The organism is Erwinia sp. LJJL01, from assembly GCF_047300805.2.
Lineage (GTDB): Bacteria > Pseudomonadota > Gammaproteobacteria > Enterobacterales > Enterobacteriaceae > Erwinia > Erwinia aphidicola.
Genome location: NZ_CP178576.1, coordinates 3,724,968 through 3,741,332 on the forward strand (window position 1 = coordinate 3,724,968; position 16,365 = coordinate 3,741,332).

18 protein-coding genes and 1 riboswitch are annotated in these 16,365 nt (G+C 59.6%); of the genes, 14 read left to right on the forward strand and 4 right to left on the reverse strand.

Annotated elements, in window-relative coordinates; all coding sequences use genetic code 11:
• Positions 1-171: 171 nt before the first annotated feature.
• The 9 genes from phnF (at position 172) to phnN (ending at position 7,041) form a co-directional block, all read left to right on the forward strand.
• Complete coding sequence (gene phnF, locus ACLI4M_RS18435; protein WP_048918505.1) at positions 172-891, forward strand: phosphonate metabolism transcriptional regulator PhnF; 720 nt, start codon at positions 172-174, stop codon at positions 889-891.
• Positions 892-1,332: a phosphonate C-P lyase system protein PhnG gene (gene phnG, locus ACLI4M_RS18440; RefSeq protein WP_133623936.1), complete on the forward strand. Its 441-nt coding sequence runs from the start codon at positions 892-894 to the stop codon at positions 1,330-1,332.
• Positions 1,332-1,907, forward strand: a complete 576-nt coding sequence (phnH, locus tag ACLI4M_RS18445; RefSeq protein ID WP_048918503.1) for a phosphonate C-P lyase system protein PhnH — start codon at positions 1,332-1,334, stop codon at positions 1,905-1,907. Before phnG ends, phnH begins: the two co-directional genes overlap by 1 nt.
• Positions 1,907-2,983: a carbon-phosphorus lyase complex subunit PhnI gene (locus ACLI4M_RS18450; protein WP_048918502.1), complete on the forward strand. Its 1,077-nt coding sequence runs from the start codon at positions 1,907-1,909 to the stop codon at positions 2,981-2,983. The genes phnH and ACLI4M_RS18450 overlap by 1 nt, the downstream gene beginning before the upstream one ends.
• Entirely contained in the window at positions 2,976-3,818 is an 843-nt protein-coding gene (locus tag ACLI4M_RS18455; RefSeq protein ID WP_048918501.1) for an alpha-D-ribose 1-methylphosphonate 5-phosphate C-P-lyase PhnJ, read from the forward strand. Before ACLI4M_RS18450 ends, ACLI4M_RS18455 begins: the two co-directional genes overlap by 8 nt.
• Positions 3,815-4,573, forward strand: a complete 759-nt coding sequence (gene phnK, locus ACLI4M_RS18460; protein ID WP_133623935.1) for a phosphonate C-P lyase system protein PhnK — start codon at positions 3,815-3,817, stop codon at positions 4,571-4,573. The genes ACLI4M_RS18455 and phnK overlap by 4 nt, the downstream gene beginning before the upstream one ends.
• 61 nt (positions 4,574-4,634) lie before the next feature.
• Entirely contained in the window at positions 4,635-5,339 is a 705-nt protein-coding gene (gene phnL, locus ACLI4M_RS18465; protein WP_133623934.1) for a phosphonate C-P lyase system protein PhnL, read from the forward strand.
• Entirely contained in the window at positions 5,336-6,472 is a 1,137-nt protein-coding gene (gene phnM, locus ACLI4M_RS18470; RefSeq protein WP_133623933.1) for an alpha-D-ribose 1-methylphosphonate 5-triphosphate diphosphatase, read from the forward strand. Before phnL ends, phnM begins: the two co-directional genes overlap by 4 nt.
• Positions 6,472-7,041 (forward strand): ribose 1,5-bisphosphokinase, encoded by a 570-nt coding sequence (phnN, locus tag ACLI4M_RS18475; RefSeq protein ID WP_133623932.1) that lies wholly within the window; start codon positions 6,472-6,474, stop codon positions 7,039-7,041. The genes phnM and phnN overlap by 1 nt, the downstream gene beginning before the upstream one ends.
• Here phnN and ACLI4M_RS18480 read toward each other — a convergent pair.
• Genes ACLI4M_RS18480 through ACLI4M_RS18490 form a run of 3 tightly spaced genes read right to left on the reverse strand, consistent with a single transcriptional unit; the run spans position 7,014 to position 10,226 of the window.
• Positions 7,014-8,501: an FAD-binding oxidoreductase gene (locus ACLI4M_RS18480; RefSeq protein WP_133623931.1), complete on the reverse strand. Its 1,488-nt coding sequence runs from the start codon at positions 8,499-8,501 to the stop codon at positions 7,014-7,016. The two genes, phnN and ACLI4M_RS18480, sit on opposite strands and share 28 nt — an antisense overlap.
• 19 nt (positions 8,502-8,520) lie before the next feature.
• Positions 8,521-8,880 carry a c-type cytochrome gene (locus ACLI4M_RS18485; RefSeq protein WP_053110492.1) on the reverse strand — a complete coding sequence of 120 codons (360 nt, stop codon included), beginning with the start codon at positions 8,878-8,880 and terminating at the stop codon, positions 8,521-8,523.
• A gap of 29 nt (positions 8,881-8,909) precedes the next feature.
• The gene (locus tag ACLI4M_RS18490; protein ID WP_133623930.1) at positions 8,910-10,226 is read right to left on the reverse strand and encodes a c-type cytochrome; all 1,317 of its coding nucleotides are present in this window, start codon (positions 10,224-10,226) and stop codon (positions 8,910-8,912) included.
• A 237-nt stretch (positions 10,227-10,463) separates the two neighbouring features.
• Positions 10,464-10,578, forward strand: a riboswitch (TPP riboswitch).
• Positions 10,579-10,612: 34 nt separating this feature from the next.
• On the opposite strand from ACLI4M_RS18490, the gene ACLI4M_RS18495 reads away from it, so the two are divergent.
• A complete protein-coding gene (locus ACLI4M_RS18495) occupies positions 10,613-11,251 on the forward strand; it encodes a TenA family protein (protein WP_133623929.1) in 639 nt (212 codons plus the stop codon).
• On the opposite strand, the gene ACLI4M_RS18500 is transcribed toward ACLI4M_RS18495, so the two are convergent.
• Entirely contained in the window at positions 11,248-12,570 is a 1,323-nt protein-coding gene (locus ACLI4M_RS18500) for a methyl-accepting chemotaxis protein (protein WP_133623928.1), read from the reverse strand. The two genes, ACLI4M_RS18495 and ACLI4M_RS18500, sit on opposite strands and share 4 nt — an antisense overlap.
• Positions 12,571-12,764: 194 nt before the next feature.
• Between ACLI4M_RS18500 and phnC the strand changes: the two genes are divergently transcribed.
• The 4 genes from phnC to phnE (ACLI4M_RS18520) are packed head-to-tail and all read left to right on the forward strand — an operon-like array spanning position 12,765 to position 16,358.
• Positions 12,765-13,598, forward strand: a complete 834-nt coding sequence (gene phnC / locus ACLI4M_RS18505; RefSeq protein ID WP_133623927.1) for a phosphonate ABC transporter ATP-binding protein — start codon at positions 12,765-12,767, stop codon at positions 13,596-13,598.
• A gap of 28 nt (positions 13,599-13,626) precedes the next feature.
• On the forward strand, positions 13,627-14,550 hold the full coding sequence (gene phnD, locus ACLI4M_RS18510) for a phosphonate ABC transporter substrate-binding protein (protein WP_133623926.1): 924 nt from the start codon (positions 13,627-13,629) through the stop codon (positions 14,548-14,550).
• A gap of 60 nt (positions 14,551-14,610) precedes the next feature.
• The gene (gene phnE, locus ACLI4M_RS18515) at positions 14,611-15,480 is read left to right on the forward strand and encodes a phosphonate ABC transporter, permease protein PhnE (RefSeq protein WP_099755054.1); all 870 of its coding nucleotides are present in this window, start codon (positions 14,611-14,613) and stop codon (positions 15,478-15,480) included.
• Positions 15,477-16,358 (forward strand): phosphonate ABC transporter, permease protein PhnE, encoded by an 882-nt coding sequence (phnE, locus tag ACLI4M_RS18520; RefSeq protein WP_133623925.1) that lies wholly within the window; start codon positions 15,477-15,479, stop codon positions 16,356-16,358. Before phnE (ACLI4M_RS18515) ends, phnE (ACLI4M_RS18520) begins: the two co-directional genes overlap by 4 nt.
• The last annotated feature ends 7 nt before the right edge of the window (positions 16,359-16,365 follow it).

A 16,365-nucleotide genomic window follows, 5' to 3' on the forward strand; every position in this document is an offset into this window, starting at 1 on the left:
GTTTGCTAGTTAGCGCACCATGCTCACCCACTCGCGGCGCTTTTTAAAAACCTTCATCACTCCTTAACCGCACTGTCACACAACCCGGCCATCTTAGTGTGCAACCTGGTGGGGAGCGTTAAGGCAAATTGCTACCCCCGCTGAACGGACGGCTTCGCGGAGATTTTTTACATGCTCAACTTATCCAGACATCCGACCACTTTGTATCAGGCCATCGCCGCCCAGCTGGAGGAGGAGCTGCGCAACCGCTATCGCTGCGGGGAGTATCTGCCCTCCGAAAAACAGCTGGCCGCAAACTATGCCGTCAATCGCCACACCCTGCGCCGTGCGGTGGATGAGCTGGTGGATAAAGGGCTGGTTCAGCGCCGCCAGGGCGTGGGTATTCTGGTGCTGATGCGCCCGTATAACTACCCGCTGCATGCCCAGGCGCGCTTCAGCCAGAACCTGCTGGAGCAGGGTAGCCACCCGACCAGCGAGCGTCTGCTGGCGGTACTGCGCCCGTGCAATGCGGAAGTCGCCAGCGCTCTGGCGTGCAAAGAGGGCGACACGGTTGTCCACCTGCGCACGCTGCGCCGGGTCAACGGCGTGCCGGTCTGCGTGATTAATCACTACCTGCCCGATCTGAGCTGGTGGCCGCAGCTACAGCAGTTTAACAGCGGCTCACTGCACGATTTCATTCAGCAGCACCTCACCGCCGGGCTGACGCGCAAGCAGACGCGCATCACTGCCCGCCGCGCCCAGGCAAAAGAGAGTGGCCTGCTGGAAGTGGCCCTGCACGCGCCGCTGCTGTGCGTGCGCACCCTGAACACCTGTACCGACAGCGGCAGCATGGCGGAATACTCCGTCAGCCTGACGCGTGCCGATATGATCGAACTGACGCTGGAGCACTAAATGGAAGCAAACAAGGCACGTCAGCACTGGCTCTCCGTGCTGGCTCACAGCCAGCCTGCAGAGTTGCTGGCGCACTGGCCGCAGGATCTGAAGGCGGATTATCAGCTGCTGCGCCCGGCAGAAACCGGCCTGACTCGCCTGCAGGCGCGCATGGGTGGCACCGGTAAACGCTTTATTCTGGGCGATACCACCGTGACCCGTGCCGTGGTGCGGCTGGCAAACGGGCTGTGCGGATACAGCTACATTCTTGGCCGCGATAAAGATCATGCCGAACGCTGTGCGCTGCTGGATGCCCTGCTGCAAAGCGACGGTATGCAGCATCTGCATCAGCACATTATTGCGCCGCTGGCGGCCCTGCGTCAGGAGCAGCAGACGCTGCGCTCACGCGAAGTGGCCAGCAGCCGCGTTGACTTCTTTACCCTTGTCCGGGGAGATAACTGATGACCTTACTTGCCAGCTTTAGCCATCCTGTTGCTGATGCCCAGCGCGCCTTTCGCCGCATTCTGAAAGCGATGAGCGAGCCGGGCGTAATGGTGTCGTTGCCCGCGCTGCCGGCCTGGGGGCGTGCTTCTCCGGCCGCCACGGCGGTATTAATGACGCTGGTCGACCGCGAAACGCCGCTGTGGATCGACCAGGCGCTGAACGATGATGCGCTGCTCAGCAACCTGCGTTTCCATACCGGGGCGCCGGTCACCGCGCGTACCGACGCCCCCTTTGCCCTGCTGCACGCCGCTGACGGCACGGAGATAAGCCAGTTCTCTGCGGGGGATAACGTCGCGCCGGAGAAAAGCACCACGCTGATTATCGACGTGCCTGCCCTGAGCGGCGGACTGACGTTACGCCTGCGCGGGCCGGGCCTGATGGAGCGCCGCGCCATTGCGCCGCAGCTGCCGGAAAGCGTGCTCAGCTACCTGCGTAACCGCGCGCATCACTTCCCGCAGGGCATCGACCTGATCTTTACCTGCGGTGAAAACATGATGGCGCTGCCGCGCAGCACCGTTGTGGAGGTGTGCTGATGTACGTTGCCGTTAAAGGGGGCGAGAAGGCGATAGCCGCCGCCCATCAGCTGCAGGAGAGCCTGCGCCGTGGCGATGCGAACCGGGCTGAAATCCGCTGTGAACAGATTGATCAGCAGCTGGGTCTGGCCGTGGATCGCGTGATGACCGAAGGCGGCATTCACGACCGCCAACTGGCGGCGCTGGCGATCAAACAGGCGAGCGGCGATCTGGTGGAAGCCATCTTCCTGCTGCGTGCCTACCGCACCACGCTGCCGCGCCTGGCGGACAGCCTGCCGCTCGACAGTGCGGCGATGCGCGTCGAGCGCCGCATCTCGGCGGTGTATAAGGATCTGCCTGGGGGGCAGCTGCTCGGGCCGACCTACGACTACACCCATCGCCTGCTCGATTTCACCCTGCTGGCAGAGGGCAAAACGCCGCCCACGCCGCGTGCCGAACAGCCGCTACAGGCAGAGTGCCCGCATATGTTTGACCTGATGACGCGCGAAGGGCTGGCGCTGCGTGAGGAAGATGACGGCAGTGAACCTGTCGATATCACCCAGGATGCGCCATCCTACCCGATGCCGCGCTCGGCGCGCCTGCAGCAGCTGGTGCGCGGTGACGAAGGTTTCCTGCTGGCGCTCGGCTACTCCACCCAGCGCGGCTACGGGCGTACCCACCCGTTTGCCGGGGAGATCCGTACCGGCTATGTCACGGTGGAGATCTGCCCGGAAGAGCTGGGCTTCCCGCTGGAAATTGGCGAAGTGCTGCTGACCGAGTGCGAGATGGTCAACGGCTTTACCACCCCGGCAGATCGGGCGCCGCACTTCACCCGGGGTTACGGGCTGGTGTTTGGCCGCGCCGAGCGCAAGGCGATGGCGATGGCGCTGGTGGACCGTGCGCTACAAACCGATGAGCACGGCGAGCGCATTACCAGCCCGGCGCAGGACGAAGAGTTTGTGCTGTCGCACGCCGATAACGTCGAGGCAGCGGGTTTTGTCTCGCACCTGAAACTTCCCCACTACGTTGATTTCCAGGCCGAGCTTGAACTGCTCAAGCGCCTGCGTGCTGAATACCAGGAGAAACACCGTGACTGAACTCAGCGGTTACAACCCCGGCTACCTTGATGAGCAGAGCAAGCGCACCATCCGGCGCGCCATCCTCAAGGCGGTGGCGATCCCCGGCTATCAGGTGCCGTTTGGCGGGCGTGAAATGCCGATGCCTTACGGCTGGGGCACCGGCGGGATCCAGCTGACCGCCAGCGTGATTGGCGAAAATGACGTGCTGAAGGTGATCGACCAGGGCGCGGACGACACCACCAACGCCGTGTCAATCCGCCGCTTCTTCCAGCGCGTCAGCGGGGCAGCCACCACGGAGCGCACCGTGGATGCCACGCTGATCCAGACGCGTCACCGCATCCCGGAAACGCCGCTGGTCGAGGATCAAATCCTGATTTATCAGGTGCCGATCCCGGAACCGCTGCGCTTTATTGAACCGCGTGAGACGGAAACCCGCACCATGCACGCGCTGGAGGAGTACGGCATCATGCAGGTGAAGCTGTATGAAGATATCGCCCGCTACGGCCATATCGCCACCACCTACGCCTACCCGGTGAAGGTCAACGATCGCTACGTGATGGACCCGTCGCCAATCCCGAAATTCGACAACCCGAAGATGGATATGATGCCTGCGCTCCAGCTGTTCGGCGCCGGGCGCGAAAAGCGTATCTACGCGCTGCCGCCGTATACCAAAGTGGAGAGCCTCGATTTCGACGACCATCCGTTCAGCGTGCAGCAGTGGTCTGAACCCTGCGCGCTGTGCGGCTCGCGCGACAGCTATCTGGATGAAGTGGTGATGGATGATGCCGGCACGCGCATGTTTGTCTGTTCGGATACCGATTACTGCCATCAGCAACAAGAGAATCAGCCATGAACCGTGAATCTCCGCTGCTGGCGGTCAATCAGTTAACCCATCTTTATGCGCCGGGCAAAGGCTTTAGCGACGTGTCGTTTGAGCTCTATCCGGGGGAAGTATTAGGCATCGTCGGCGAGTCCGGCTCCGGTAAAACCACGCTGCTGAAGGCCATCTCGGCGCGGCTGACGCCGCAGCAGGGCGAGATTATCTACCAGGGCCAGGATCTCTACGCGATGAGCGAGAGCGAGCGCCGCCGTCTGCTGCGCACCGAGTGGGGCGTGGTGCATCAATACCCGATGGACGGCCTGCGCGCGCAGGTCTCTGCCGGGGGCAATATCGGCGAGCGCCTGATGGCGGTGGGGCAGCGTCATTATGGTGAGATCCGCCACACCGCAGGCAAATGGCTGCAGGACGTGGAGATCCCACTGGCGCGTATTGATGACCTGCCGGGCACCTTCTCCGGCGGTATGCAGCAGCGTTTGCAGATTGCGCGCAACCTGGTGACCCATCCTAAACTGGTGTTTATGGACGAGCCAACCGGTGGGCTGGATGTTTCGGTGCAGGCGCGCCTGCTCGATTTGCTGCGCAGCCTGGTGCGTGATTTGAATCTCGCGGTGGTGATTGTCACGCACGACCTCGGCGTGGCCCGCCTGCTGGCGCATCGCCTGCTGGTGATGAAGCAGGGCGCGGTGGTCGAGAGCGGCCTGACCGACCGGGTGCTGGACGATCCGCATCATCCGTATACCCAGCTGCTGGTGTCATCCATTTTATAATTCATCCTGTAGGGGGCGACCTTCTTTTCCGGTCGCCCCGGCAGGAGGCACGGGAATCACTATGAACCTGAAACTGCGCGTCGAAAATCTGTCGAAAACATTTGTGATGCATAACCAGCACGGCGCGGAACTGCCGGTGTTACGCAACGCCTCACTGCAGGTGGCGGCGGGGGAGTGCGTGGTGCTGCACGGCCATTCCGGCAGCGGCAAATCAACCCTGCTGCGCTCGCTGTATGCCAACTACCTGCCGGATAGCGGCCATATCTGGGTGGATCATCAGCAGCAGTGGGTTGATCTGGTCAGCGCCCCGGCGCGCCAGATCCTCAGCATCCGCCGCGATACGCTGGGCTGGGTCAGCCAGTTTCTGCGCGTCATCCCGCGTATCTCCACGCTGGAAGTGGTGATGCAGCCGCTGCTGGAGCGCGGCGTGGATCGTGCCGAGAGCGCCGCGCGCGCGAGCGATCTGCTGGGGCGCCTCAACGTACCGCAACGCCTGTGGGCGCTGGCGCCGTCAACCTTCTCCGGCGGTGAGCAGCAGCGCGTTAACATTGCGCGCGGCTTTATTGCCGAGTCGCCGATCCTGCTGCTGGATGAGCCGACCGCCTCGCTCGACAGCGTTAACAGTGCGGCGGTGGTCGGGCTGATTGAACAGGCGCGCCAGCGCGGTGCCGCCATCGTCGGAATTTTTCATGATAACGCGGTGCGCGATCGCATCGCTGACCGTCTGCATGTGATGCAACCCGCTGCTGTGGAGCACGCCGTATGATTATCAACAACGTTAAGCTAATTCTGGAAAATGAAGTCGTGGCAGGATCGCTGGCCTGCGAGAACGGCATCATCTCCGCCTTCTCCGATACGCCAAGCCAGCTGCCCTGCGCGATTGACGGCGAGGGCGGCTGGCTGATGCCGGGCATGGTCGAGCTGCATACGGATAATCTCGACAAGTTTTTTACCCCGCGCCCCAAGGTTGACTGGCCGGCGCACTCGGCGATGAGCGGCCACGACGCGCTGATTATTGCCAGCGGCATTACCACGGTGCTGGATGCGATTGGCGTGGGCGACGTGCGCGACGGCGGCCACCGTATGGAAAATCTTAACAAAATGATCGATGCGATACGGCACAGCCAGAAGCATGGCCTGAACCGCGCCGAGCACCGCCTGCACCTGCGCTGCGAGCTGCCTCACGACTCCACGCTGCCGCTGTTCGAGCAGCTGATGTGTAACCCGGCGCTGTCGCTGGTGTCGCTGATGGACCATTCGCCGGGCCAGCGTCAGTATGTGTCACTCGACGCCTGGCGCACCTACTTTGGCGGCAAGTACCAGCTCAGCGATGCGCAGCTGGATCAATATCAGGCCGATCAGCTGCGCCTGGCCGCCCGCTGGTCGCAGCCGAACCGTGAAGCGATCGCCGCATGGTGCCGCCAGTACCATATTCCGCTGGCCAGCCACGACGACGCGACTGACCAACACGTGGTGGAGTCGAAAGGGGTGGGCAGTACCATCGCCGAATTCCCGACCACGGTCGAAGCGGCACGCGCTTCCCATGAGATGGGTTTGCAGGTGCTGATGGGCGCGCCGAACATCGTGCGCGGCGGCTCGCACTCCGGCAACGTCTCGGCGGCGGAACTGGCTTCCCTCGGGCTGCTGGATATTCTCTCCTCCGACTATTACCCCGGCAGCCTGCTGGATGCCGCGTTCCGCATTGCCCGCGATGAGCAGAACGGCATTGCGCTGCCTGCGGCCGTTGCGCTGGTCACGCGCAATCCGGCCCAGTCCATTGGCCTGCACGATCGCGGAGTCATCGCCGAAGGCAAGCGTGCGGATATGGTGCTGGTGCGCCAGCATCGCGAGCAGGTGTATGTGAAAAGCGTTTGGGCGCAGGGGCGGACGGTGTTCTGATGGGGCGGCTGATCTGGCTGATGGGGCCATCCGGATCCGGCAAGGACAGCCTGCTGCTGGCGCTGCGCGAGTGTGCGCCGCCGCAGGTGGTCGTGGCGCATCGCTATATTACCCGCAGCGCGACGGCAGGGGGCGAGAATCACGTCGCCCTCAGCGAGCATGAGTTTATGCGGCGGCGCGAGTATGGTCTGTTTGCCCTCGACTGGCAGGCGCACCAGTTTTACTACGCGCTGGGTATCGAGATCGACCAGTGGCTGGCAAGCGGGCTGGACGTGGTGGTTAACGGTTCGCGGCTGCATCTGGCCGCCGCGCAGCAGCGCTACGGCGAGCGGCTGCTGGCGGTCTGTTTGCAGGTGTCGCCCGACGTGCTGGCGGCGCGCCTGCGGCTGCGCGGGCGCGAAGATGAAGCGGAGATCGCGCAGCGCCTGCGCCGGGCCGCGGAGCCGGTTGGCGCAGGCTGCCTGACGCTGAACAACGACGGTGAGCCGGGCAGGACATTGCAGGGGCTGTTATGCCTGCTGGATGGTGATAACCCTGGCCATCAGCGCTCTGGATCGTCGCTGACGTAGCCGAAAAACAGATTATGCGGATCCCAGGCGGCTCTCAGTTCATTGAGCCGCTGCCACTTTTGTTCGGAAAAGCAGAGCTGTGCCAGTTCCGGTGCCAGCGAGAGGTCTGTTTCGTTGATGTAGTAGCCGCTGACCCAGGGCTTAACCGCGGCATTCATTTTTTTCATCAGCCGCTGGTTAGCGGCGATCTCCTGCTGGTTTTCACCAATCAGATACCATGAAACGTAGTGGGGGGCCCACCAGGTAAAACTGCAGGGTTCTGGCACGGTAGGGTTGGTATCAATGACTGAAAATCCGAACGAGCGTGAGTCGGGCGCCTCCTGTTCCAGCAGCTGCGCGATAACCGGCAGCACTTCCTCAGGATGCTCAGTAAAAAATGCGCTTTCACTGGTGCGGCTGGTGCTGTAAGCGTCAGTGGCACCCAGCGCGTCGAACAGCTCCAGGTAGTTAAGGGTGCGGTTGTGAGTACTTTGTAATGAGCAGATCTGGGGCAATCTGCTGTGGTTAAAAATTTCAGCCACCTCAGTGGCGGAACTGAGGTTCTCGCCAAAGGAGACAACGTTCAGAACATAGTGCCAGCGCTGTTCTGCCGGGGGAGTACCAGCAGGGGAAAACTTGCCCAGAGCACCAAGAATTTCTGAACGCTGGTTATTTGCGGGTAACAGCCTCAGAATCTCTTCCAGCGCCGGACGCAGCTTTTCCAGTGGAAAATAGAAGGTGTTCATCACGGCGGCCGGTGCCGGGTGTAGCTGCAGCTTATAGCGCAGCACCACGGCAAAAAAACCGGGCCCCACGCCGCGCATCGCCCAGTATAAATCGGGATTTTCTGTCGCAGAGGTGGTGACGATACGGCCGTCTGCCAGCATCAGCTCTGCCGCCAGCACGGAGGCACAGCCCATACCATAAGCCGGCATGTTCCAGCCCATTCCGCCCCCCAACAGGAAGCCACCCAGCGCGACAAAACCCGTGTGCGCGCCGGGGAAAACCAGCCCGTACTGGAAGGTAGCCTGATTAAGCTGCTGGCTGAACACGCCCGGACCTGCCCAGGCCGTTTTGGCCCCGGCATCAATGGCGATAGCGCTGAATAATGATAAATCGACGGTGACGGCATTATGGCGTAACGGTGCCAGAGTGATGTTGTGGCCGGAACTGCGCAGTGCAACCTGATGCCCGGACTGAGCTGCCCAGCCCAGCAGCAGCTTAAGATCGTCACTGTCCTGCGGCTGGGCGATAAGCGCGGGGAAACGCTGCGGCTTTTTACTGTACCAGGTCATTGCCCAGAACCAGCGTAACCACTCTGGATCGGTCTGCCATACCAACACGCCTTTGAATGACTGCAGCAGCAGCGTTTTGCTCTCTCTGGCAAAGCCCGCTGCGGGGCGGATCCATCCCGGCAATATCACGCTCAATGCCGTTAACGCTTTAATCAGGCGGCGGCGCAAAAGTGAATGATTGTTCATACCATCCTCAGCTTAACCATCAGTGATTATTAACAGGCAACTTGCTGAAATAGTTCGCCAGCCGTTTCATATCTTCCGCAGTCAGATTTTGGCTAATGTTTTCCATCATTCCGTTTTTACGGCGGCCGGCGCGAAATGCCTGGAGTTGACTCTCCAGATAAGGTGCCTTTTGGCCGGCCAGATTTGGCCATTGCGGCGACTGACTGATACCGCCGGGTCCATGGCAGCTCATGCAACCACTGGCTTTGGCCAGCTGTTCAATCGTCCCGGCGGGGTAAGTCATATCACTGTCAGTCAGGTGGGCTTCTGCGGATAAAGTGGCGGCGGTAAGGGCGGCAAACAGCAGGCAGTTAAGCTGGCGGGTTATTCTGACTCTCATAAAAGTTCCTTTTTCGCGATAATCCTGATTCAGGGTTGCGCAGCGGGGAGTTGTTTACGCAATACGGATACGGCCGTTTCTGGGACCGCTGCCGACTGATTGCCCCAGGATGAACGAATAAAGCTCAGTACGTCGGCAATCTGTCGGTCGTTTAATCTGCCGGCAAAACCCGGCATCGAATAATAAGGGCCGGGCGATGCGCTTGCAGGCTGAGTCGCGCCGTTCAGAACAATGCTGATTAACCCTGCCGGATCTGCCGAGTTAACCGCAGAATTAACAGCCAGTGCGGGGAATTTTTTACGGTAGCCAAGGCCGTTAGTTAAATGACACCCTGAGCAGTTTTTTAAATAGACTTCCGCACCCGCTTTTGACAGATCCCCACGGCTAAATGCCGTAAAAGTGCGGGTACTATAGAAAAGTTGAGGTTGTTGAATCGCGGGGGACAATGAGCGCAGATAGTCAGCCATCGCCTGAAGATCCGGCTGAGTCATATATTGGGTTGAGTGGCTCACCACATCAGACATCGGGCCAAAGGTTGCCGCGTTGTCCGTAACGCCGGTCTTTAACAGCTCAACCAGTTCATCCCGCTGCCAGTTTCCCAGCCCGCTGCGCAGCTCTGCACGTAACGAAGGGGCCGCATAGCCGTCAATAACCTGCGCACCGGACAGGTAATGGCGATCGCTGTCGTCATAAGCGACTTCCTGTAAGGTGGCTGCCCGTGGTGTATGGCAGGCTCCGCAATGTCCTAATCCCTCAACATAATAGGCACCCAGTTTTACCGGATCTTCTGGCGCATTCTGTGGGACTGGCCCCGTTTTTGGCGCAAACAGCCAGCGCCACCATGTCACTGGCCAGCGCAACGATAATGGCCAGGGGATGCTATTTTTCGCGCTGGCGCAAGGCACAGCGTCAATGCCGTGGATGAAATAAGCGTAGAGCGCCTGCATATCGTGGTGGGAAATACGACGGTAAGAAGGCCAGGGCATCGCCGGGTAGAGTGTGGTGCCATCCTTGCGAATACCCTGTCTGACGGCGTTGTCAAAATCAGCATAGCTCAGGGTGCCGATGCCAAACTGTTTATCCGGGGTGATATTTGGCGGCACCATGCCGCCAATCGGTGAGGGGATAGGCGCGCCACCGCTGAAAGGGGGCTTACCTGGCTGGCTATGGCAGGCTACACAGTCACCCACGCGAGCCAGATAAGCACCGCGCTGGATCAGTTCAGGCGTTGCGCTGATGGACTGCTTTACTGCAGCAGTTTGGGGGGGCGGAATGACAAGGGTGATACCCCAGGCAATAACGATCAGCGTCAATGGCAGCGCAATCGCGATCTCTTTCCAACCCATTTTATACCAGCGGCCCTGACTGACTAATTCTCGGCGACCGGCAGTCAACATCCTGTTTTTTCTGCACATAATCTTCCTTAATAATGACAAACCTGGCTACCAGATGAGGCGGAGTAGGCCGCTGTTTTTTGCCCGTAAAGATTATTCGCTGTTGCGCCGTCGGGTTAGCCACAATGTGCCTGGAAAATGTACGATTGTGCTATTTTCGTGACTCGCCGGAAGAATTGTTGTATTAGTTCAGGCTCCAGGGGGAGCCCGGCAACGGGCTGAGAAATCGCAAGCGCAAGCGGCGCGATGACCCTTAACACCTGATCCGGATAATGCCGGCGAAGGGATGGGGCAATTTACCTGACTTTTGCCGGTAGTCTTTCCTCAAGGACTACCCGATGACCGAACGTTTTACCGAAACACTGCGCAGTTTAAGCCAGCCACGCTGGTCACAGGCCGTCTCGCATCGCTTTGTGCACGAGCTGTATCATGGCACCGTCGACCGCCAGGTGATGATCACCTACCTGGTTCAGGATCACCGTTTTCTCGACAGCTTTCTCACCTTAGTCGGTGCCGCTATTGCCAGCGCCGACAGCGTTGACGCGCGGCTGCGCTTTGGCCGCTGCGCTGGAATGGTCTCCTCCGAGGAGAATACCTATTTCCTGCGCGCTTTCGACGCGCTGGACGTCAGCGCGGCGCAGCGTCACAACACGCCCGATAGCGCACCCACCGCCGGGTTTAAGGCACTGATGCTGGAAGCGGCGGAAACCCGCAGCTATGCGGCGATCCTCACCGTGCTTAACGTCGCCGAATGGCTCTACCTTGACTGGGCCGCGCAGGCACCACAGCCGCTGCCAACGAGTTTTGTTCATGCCGAGTGGATTACGCTGCACGATAACCCCGACTTCCGCGAATTCGTGGCTTTCCTGCGGCGTGAACTCGATCGCGTCGGGCCAGCCCAGCGTGCGCAGTGCGAGGCGTTTTTCCAGCGCGCAGTCACGCTGGAGCTGGCATTTTTCGACGCGGCTTACGCCTAATCGCTTTTTAACGCTTCGGTGACGTGGCCAATGGCGCGAACGACGTCGTCGGAGCTGTCGCGGATATCGGCAATCACGCCGCCGGCTTCCTGCACCAGCGCCAGGCCGCGGTCGGCACGCTGCAGATTTGAGGTGATGCCTTTCTGCGCCTTGCTCGCCAGCAGGTGATTCTGCTGCACCCTCTGTTCGATTTCGCTGGTGGCGCGATTGATGTTTTGCGCCAGCGTGCGCACTTCATTGGCGACCACGGCAAAGCTGCGGCCGTGCGTGCCTGCGCGCGCGGCCTCTACCGCCGCATTGAGTGCCAGCAGGTTGGTCTGGTCGGCGATGCGGCGAATGCTGCTGACAATCTGCCCGATACTGTCCGAGGAGTCGCCCAGCCCGGTGATATCACCGGAAATGCCGTGCAGTTCACCCGCCAGCTCGTTCATGGTCTGCACGCTGTTGGCAATGACGCTGGCGCCGCGCATGCTGCTCTCGCTGGTTTGCAGGGCGGTTTGATAAGCCTGCTGGGCGGCATCGCGCTCCAGCTGGTTTTTCTCCACCTGGGCGGTGACGTCGGTGGCGAATTTCACCACTTTATACAGCTCACCGCTGTCATCGAACACCGGGTTATAGGTGGCGCGCAGCCAGATAGTGGCACCTTGCTTATTCACACGCTGGAACTGGCCGGAAATAAACTCACCGCGGTTAAGCTTCTGCCAGAACAGTGTGTAATCCGGGCTGCTGCGCAGCTCGGCAGAGCAGAACTGGCTGTGGTGCGTGCCGATAACTTCGCTGGCGCGATATCCCATGGTTTTGAGAAAGTTGTCGTTGGCTTTCAGCACTTCACCCTTCAGGTTAAAGGCAATCACCGCCATCGAGCGTTCAATCGCATTGGTCATTGCCCGCTGCTCCTGGGCGTCGATAATGCGTGAGGTAATGTCGGTAGCGAGCTTGACGATTTTGAACACGCGACCGTGACGATCCCGCACCGGAACATAGTTGGCTTCGAGCCACACCGGTCGATTGTCTTTCGCCACGCGCAGAAACTTATCGCTGAAGCTTTCCCCCCGATTCAGGCGCATCCAGAACTGCTGATACTGGCGCGACCGCAGCAGATCCGGCGTACAGAACATGCTGTGATGCTGGCCAACTATCTCATCTGATTTATAACCCATCTTCTCCAGAAACAGGGCATTTGCGGTGATAATGGTGCCATCGGCCATGAATTCAATCATGGCGATAGAGTCGTTTAACGAGTCGAGCGTGGCAGAAGAGTGTGAGCGTTTCTGCCACGCAAGGCGTGACGTGATTCCTGATGCAATAGTAGAAAACATGGTGAACCTTATTATTAGATTGGGTCTCGTCAGGATTATCGGCGCGACGCGTTAAAGATTCAGTCAATGCGTGCGCTTTGCAGGCCTTTTTTGGCCCTGTCATGTTTTCATCACTCCCGCGTCATTAAACCTTCATCCGCCACATGGTTAATAGGGCGCACAAGCAAAAGCGCTAACCCGATACGGTAAAAAATATGGCACAGGCACTGTTAAAAATTGCCCCCACGCAGCATACGGTTCCGCAAACGGCGCTCCGCCCGAAAGTGCTGGCGGTGAGTGGCCTTGGCAAGTCCTACGGCACGCAGAATCCTGTCCTGCACGATATCAATTTCGACCTGTATGGCGGTGAGCTGGTGGCGGTAATTGGGCGTTCCGGTGCCGGGAAGTCCACGCTGCTACACGTGCTGAACGGCACTATTCCGGCCAGCGAAGGGGAGATCATTAACTTCCGCAATAATGGACAGCAGCAGAACATCGTTGAGCTGAACTCCCGTCAGATGCGCCAGTGGCGCAGCGACTGCGGCATGATCTTCCAGGACTTCTGCCTGGTGCCGCGCCTGGATGTGCTGACCAATGTCCTGCTGGGCCGCCTGAGCCAGACCTCGACGCTGAAATCATTCTTTAAGGTGTTTCCCGATGCCGATCGCGCTCGTGCGATTGGCCTGCTGGAGTGGCTGAATATGCTGCCGCAGGCGCTGCAGCGCGCCGAAAATCTTTCCGGTGGGCAGATGCAGCGCGTGGCGATCTGCCGGGCGCTGATGCAGAACCCTAAAATTCTGCTGGCCGATGAGCCGGTCGCCTCGCTCGACCCGAAAAATACCCGCCGCATTATGGACGTGCTGCGCCAGGTAAGCGACAACGGCATCAGCGTGATGGTCAACCTGCACTCGGTTGAGCTGGTGAAAGAGTACTGTACGCGCGCCATTGGCATTGCTAAGGGGCGCATTGTGTTTGACGGGCATCCGGGCGATTTGACCGACGATCTGCTCTATACCCTGTATGGCGACGACAACCAGCAACGTAATTAACCTTCACTTTGGGATACGGAACTCAGCAATGAAAAAAATCATTCTTACCGCAGCGATTGCGACAGTTTTTGCCGCTAATGTTTCAGCTGCCGATGCACCAAAGGAACTGAATTTAGGCATCCTCGGCGGCCAGAACGCCACGCAGCAGATTGGTGATAACCAGTGCGTGAAGGCGTTCTTCGATAAAGAGCTGAACGTGGATACCAAACTGCGCAACTCTTCAGACTACTCTGGGGTGATTCAGGGGCTGCTGGGTGGCAAAGTGGATATGGTGTTGAGCATGTCACCCTCGTCTTATGCCTCGGTGTACATCAACGATCCGAAAGCGGTCGACGTGGTGGGCATCGTGGTTGACGACGCCGACAAATCACGCGGTTACCATTCGGTGGTGGTGGTGAAAGCGGACAGCCCGTACAAAACGCTGGCCGATCTGAAAGGGAAATCTTTTGGCATGGCAGACCCGGACTCGACCTCCGGCTTCCTGACCCCCAACCAGAGCTTTAAGAAAGATTTTGGCGGCTCGGTGGATGACAAATATAACGGCCACTTCTCCAGCGTCACCTTCTCCGGCGGCCACGAGCAGGATGTGCTCGGCGTGCTGAACGGCCAGTTTGACGGCGCGGTAACCTGGGCTTCAATGATCGGCGACTACAACACCGGCTACACCAGCGGCGCATTCACCCGCATGATCCGTGCCGGTCAGCCTGACCTGATGAAGAAAATTCGTATTATCTGGCAATCGCCGCTGATCCCGAACGGCCCGATTCTGGTCAGCAACAAGCTGCCGGCTGATTTTAAAGCGAAGCTGATTACCGCCATCAAAAAACTGGATAAAGAGCAGCACAGCTGCTTCGTGAAGGCCGTGGGCGGCGCACAGCACATTGGTCCGGCGACCGTGGCTGACTACCAGGCGATTATCGATATGAAACGCGAGCTGACCAAAGCCCGCTAATTGCCCGCCATTTTCCGCATCTGAGGGCCGGTTTCGCCGGCCCTTCACTCAGGTATCCGCATGACCAATCCCGACTTTGAACGTTACTATCAGCAGATCCGCGGCAGGCAAAAGCGCGACACCCTGCTGTGGTCGCTGACGCTGGCCGCGCTCTATCTGGCCTCCGGCAATATGGCGGAATTTAATCTGCACACCGTATGGGTGTCGATGCCGCACTTCTTTGATTACCTCGGCGAAACCATACCGGTGCTGCACCCGGACAAGCTGTTTGCCGACAGCCATACCGAAGGGTCGTTCGCTTACTGGGGTTACCGTCTGCACATCCAGCTGCCGCTGATTTGGGAAACCCTGCAGCTGGCGCTGGCGGCGACGCTGGTCTCGGTGCTTATCGCCGGGATGCTGGCCTTCCTTGCCGCCAGCAATACCCAGACTCCGCGCGGATTGAGCTTTGCCATCCGCAGCAGCGTGGCTTTTCTGCGCACCATGCCCGAGCTGGCGTGGGCGGTAATGTTTGTGATGGCGTTTGGTATTGGGGTAATCCCCGGCTTCCTGGCGCTGGCGCTGCACACCATTGGCAGCCTGACCAAGCTGTTCTATGAGGCGATAGAAAGCGCTTCCGATAAGCCGGTACGCGGGCTGGCCGCCTGCGGTGCCTCGTCGCTGCAGCGCATGCGTTTTGCCCTGTGGCCGCAGGTGAAACCGGTATTTCTCTCCTACGGATTTATGCGCCTGGAGGTCAACTTCCGTCAGTCAACCATTCTCGGGCTGGTGGGCGCGGGGGGGATCGGCCAGGAGCTGATGACCAATATTAAACTCGACCGCTACGACCAGGTGAGCATGACGCTGCTGCTGATTATCGTGGTGGTGTCGCTGCTGGATACTTTCTCCGGCAAGATCCGCCAGCGCGTGGTAGAGGGGAAAAACGCATGATTGGACTGATTGGTAATGAACAGCTGGACGGCATGAAGCAGCAGCATCAGGCGCTGTTTGCCGTACAGAAGCGCTACCTGCGCAAAACCGCGCTGATTGCCGCCGCCATTTTGCTCTATTACGTTTTCTTTTTTGCTGCGTTCGGTATCAGCTGGCAGCAGCTGACTGTTGGCATGGGGCAGCTGGGGCACTATTTCCTGCGCATGTTTGTCTGGCATGACGTGGCAAACTGGCCGTTTGCCTACTACTTCGGCCAGATCTTTATCACCATTGCCATTGTGTTTGCCGGCACCATCACCGCGACGGTGATTGCGCTTCCGCTGTCGTTCCTGGCGGCGCGTAACGTGATGCATTCGCCCGTGCTGCGCCCGGTGGCGCTGCTGATGCGGCGGCTGCTGGATATTCTGCGCGGGATTGATATGGCGATCTGGGGGTTGATTTTCGTGCGGGCAGTGGGCATGGGGCCGCTGGCCGGGGTACTGGCAATTATCATGCAGGACGTGGGCCTGCTGGGGAAGCTGTACGCGGAGGGGCACGAAGCGGTGGAGCGCTCACCGGGGCGCGGGCTGACGGCGGTGGGCGCCAACAGCCTGCAAAAACACCGTTACGGTATCTTTACCCAGTCGTTTCCGGCGTTTCTGGCGCTCAGCCTGTATCAGATTGAGTCAAACACCCGCTCAGCGGCAGTGCTCGGCTTTGTCGGCGCGGGTGGAGTGGGGCTGGTGTATGCCGAGAATATGCGACTGTGGAACTGGGATGTGGTGATGTTTATCACCCTGATTATGGTGGTGATTGTGATGGCGATGGACCACCTGTCCGCGAAGCTGCGTAAGCGCTATATCCGCGGCCAGGCAGTACCATTGTTTGGCCAGGAATAACGTTTCA

Coding starts and splice junctions, on each gene's coding strand:
- ACLI4M_RS18495 (WP_133623929.1), top strand. CDS start 10,613: ATGACCGAACGTTTTACCGAAACACTGCGCAGTTTAAGCCAGCCACGC.
- phnM (WP_133623933.1), top strand. CDS start 5,336: ATGATTATCAACAACGTTAAGCTAATTCTGGAAAATGAAGTCGTGGCA.
- phnG (WP_133623936.1), top strand. CDS start 892: ATGGAAGCAAACAAGGCACGTCAGCACTGGCTCTCCGTGCTGGCTCAC.
- phnL (WP_133623934.1), top strand. CDS start 4,635: ATGAACCTGAAACTGCGCGTCGAAAATCTGTCGAAAACATTTGTGATG.
- phnK (WP_133623935.1), top strand. CDS start 3,815: ATGAACCGTGAATCTCCGCTGCTGGCGGTCAATCAGTTAACCCATCTT.
- phnH (WP_048918503.1), top strand. CDS start 1,332: ATGACCTTACTTGCCAGCTTTAGCCATCCTGTTGCTGATGCCCAGCGC.
- phnN (WP_133623932.1), top strand. CDS start 6,472: ATGGGGCGGCTGATCTGGCTGATGGGGCCATCCGGATCCGGCAAGGAC.
- ACLI4M_RS18450 (WP_048918502.1), top strand. CDS start 1,907: ATGTACGTTGCCGTTAAAGGGGGCGAGAAGGCGATAGCCGCCGCCCAT.
- phnC (WP_133623927.1), top strand. CDS start 12,765: ATGGCACAGGCACTGTTAAAAATTGCCCCCACGCAGCATACGGTTCCG.
- ACLI4M_RS18490 (WP_133623930.1), bottom strand. CDS start 10,226: ATGGGTTGGAAAGAGATCGCGATTGCGCTGCCATTGACGCTGATCGTT.
- phnD (WP_133623926.1), top strand. CDS start 13,627: ATGAAAAAAATCATTCTTACCGCAGCGATTGCGACAGTTTTTGCCGCT.
- phnE (WP_099755054.1), top strand. CDS start 14,611: ATGACCAATCCCGACTTTGAACGTTACTATCAGCAGATCCGCGGCAGG.
- ACLI4M_RS18480 (WP_133623931.1), bottom strand. CDS start 8,501: ATGAACAATCATTCACTTTTGCGCCGCCGCCTGATTAAAGCGTTAACG.
- phnE (WP_133623925.1), top strand. CDS start 15,477: ATGATTGGACTGATTGGTAATGAACAGCTGGACGGCATGAAGCAGCAG.
- ACLI4M_RS18500 (WP_133623928.1), bottom strand. CDS start 12,570: ATGTTTTCTACTATTGCATCAGGAATCACGTCACGCCTTGCGTGGCAG.
- ACLI4M_RS18485 (WP_053110492.1), bottom strand. CDS start 8,880: ATGAGAGTCAGAATAACCCGCCAGCTTAACTGCCTGCTGTTTGCCGCC.
- phnF (WP_048918505.1), top strand. CDS start 172: ATGCTCAACTTATCCAGACATCCGACCACTTTGTATCAGGCCATCGCC.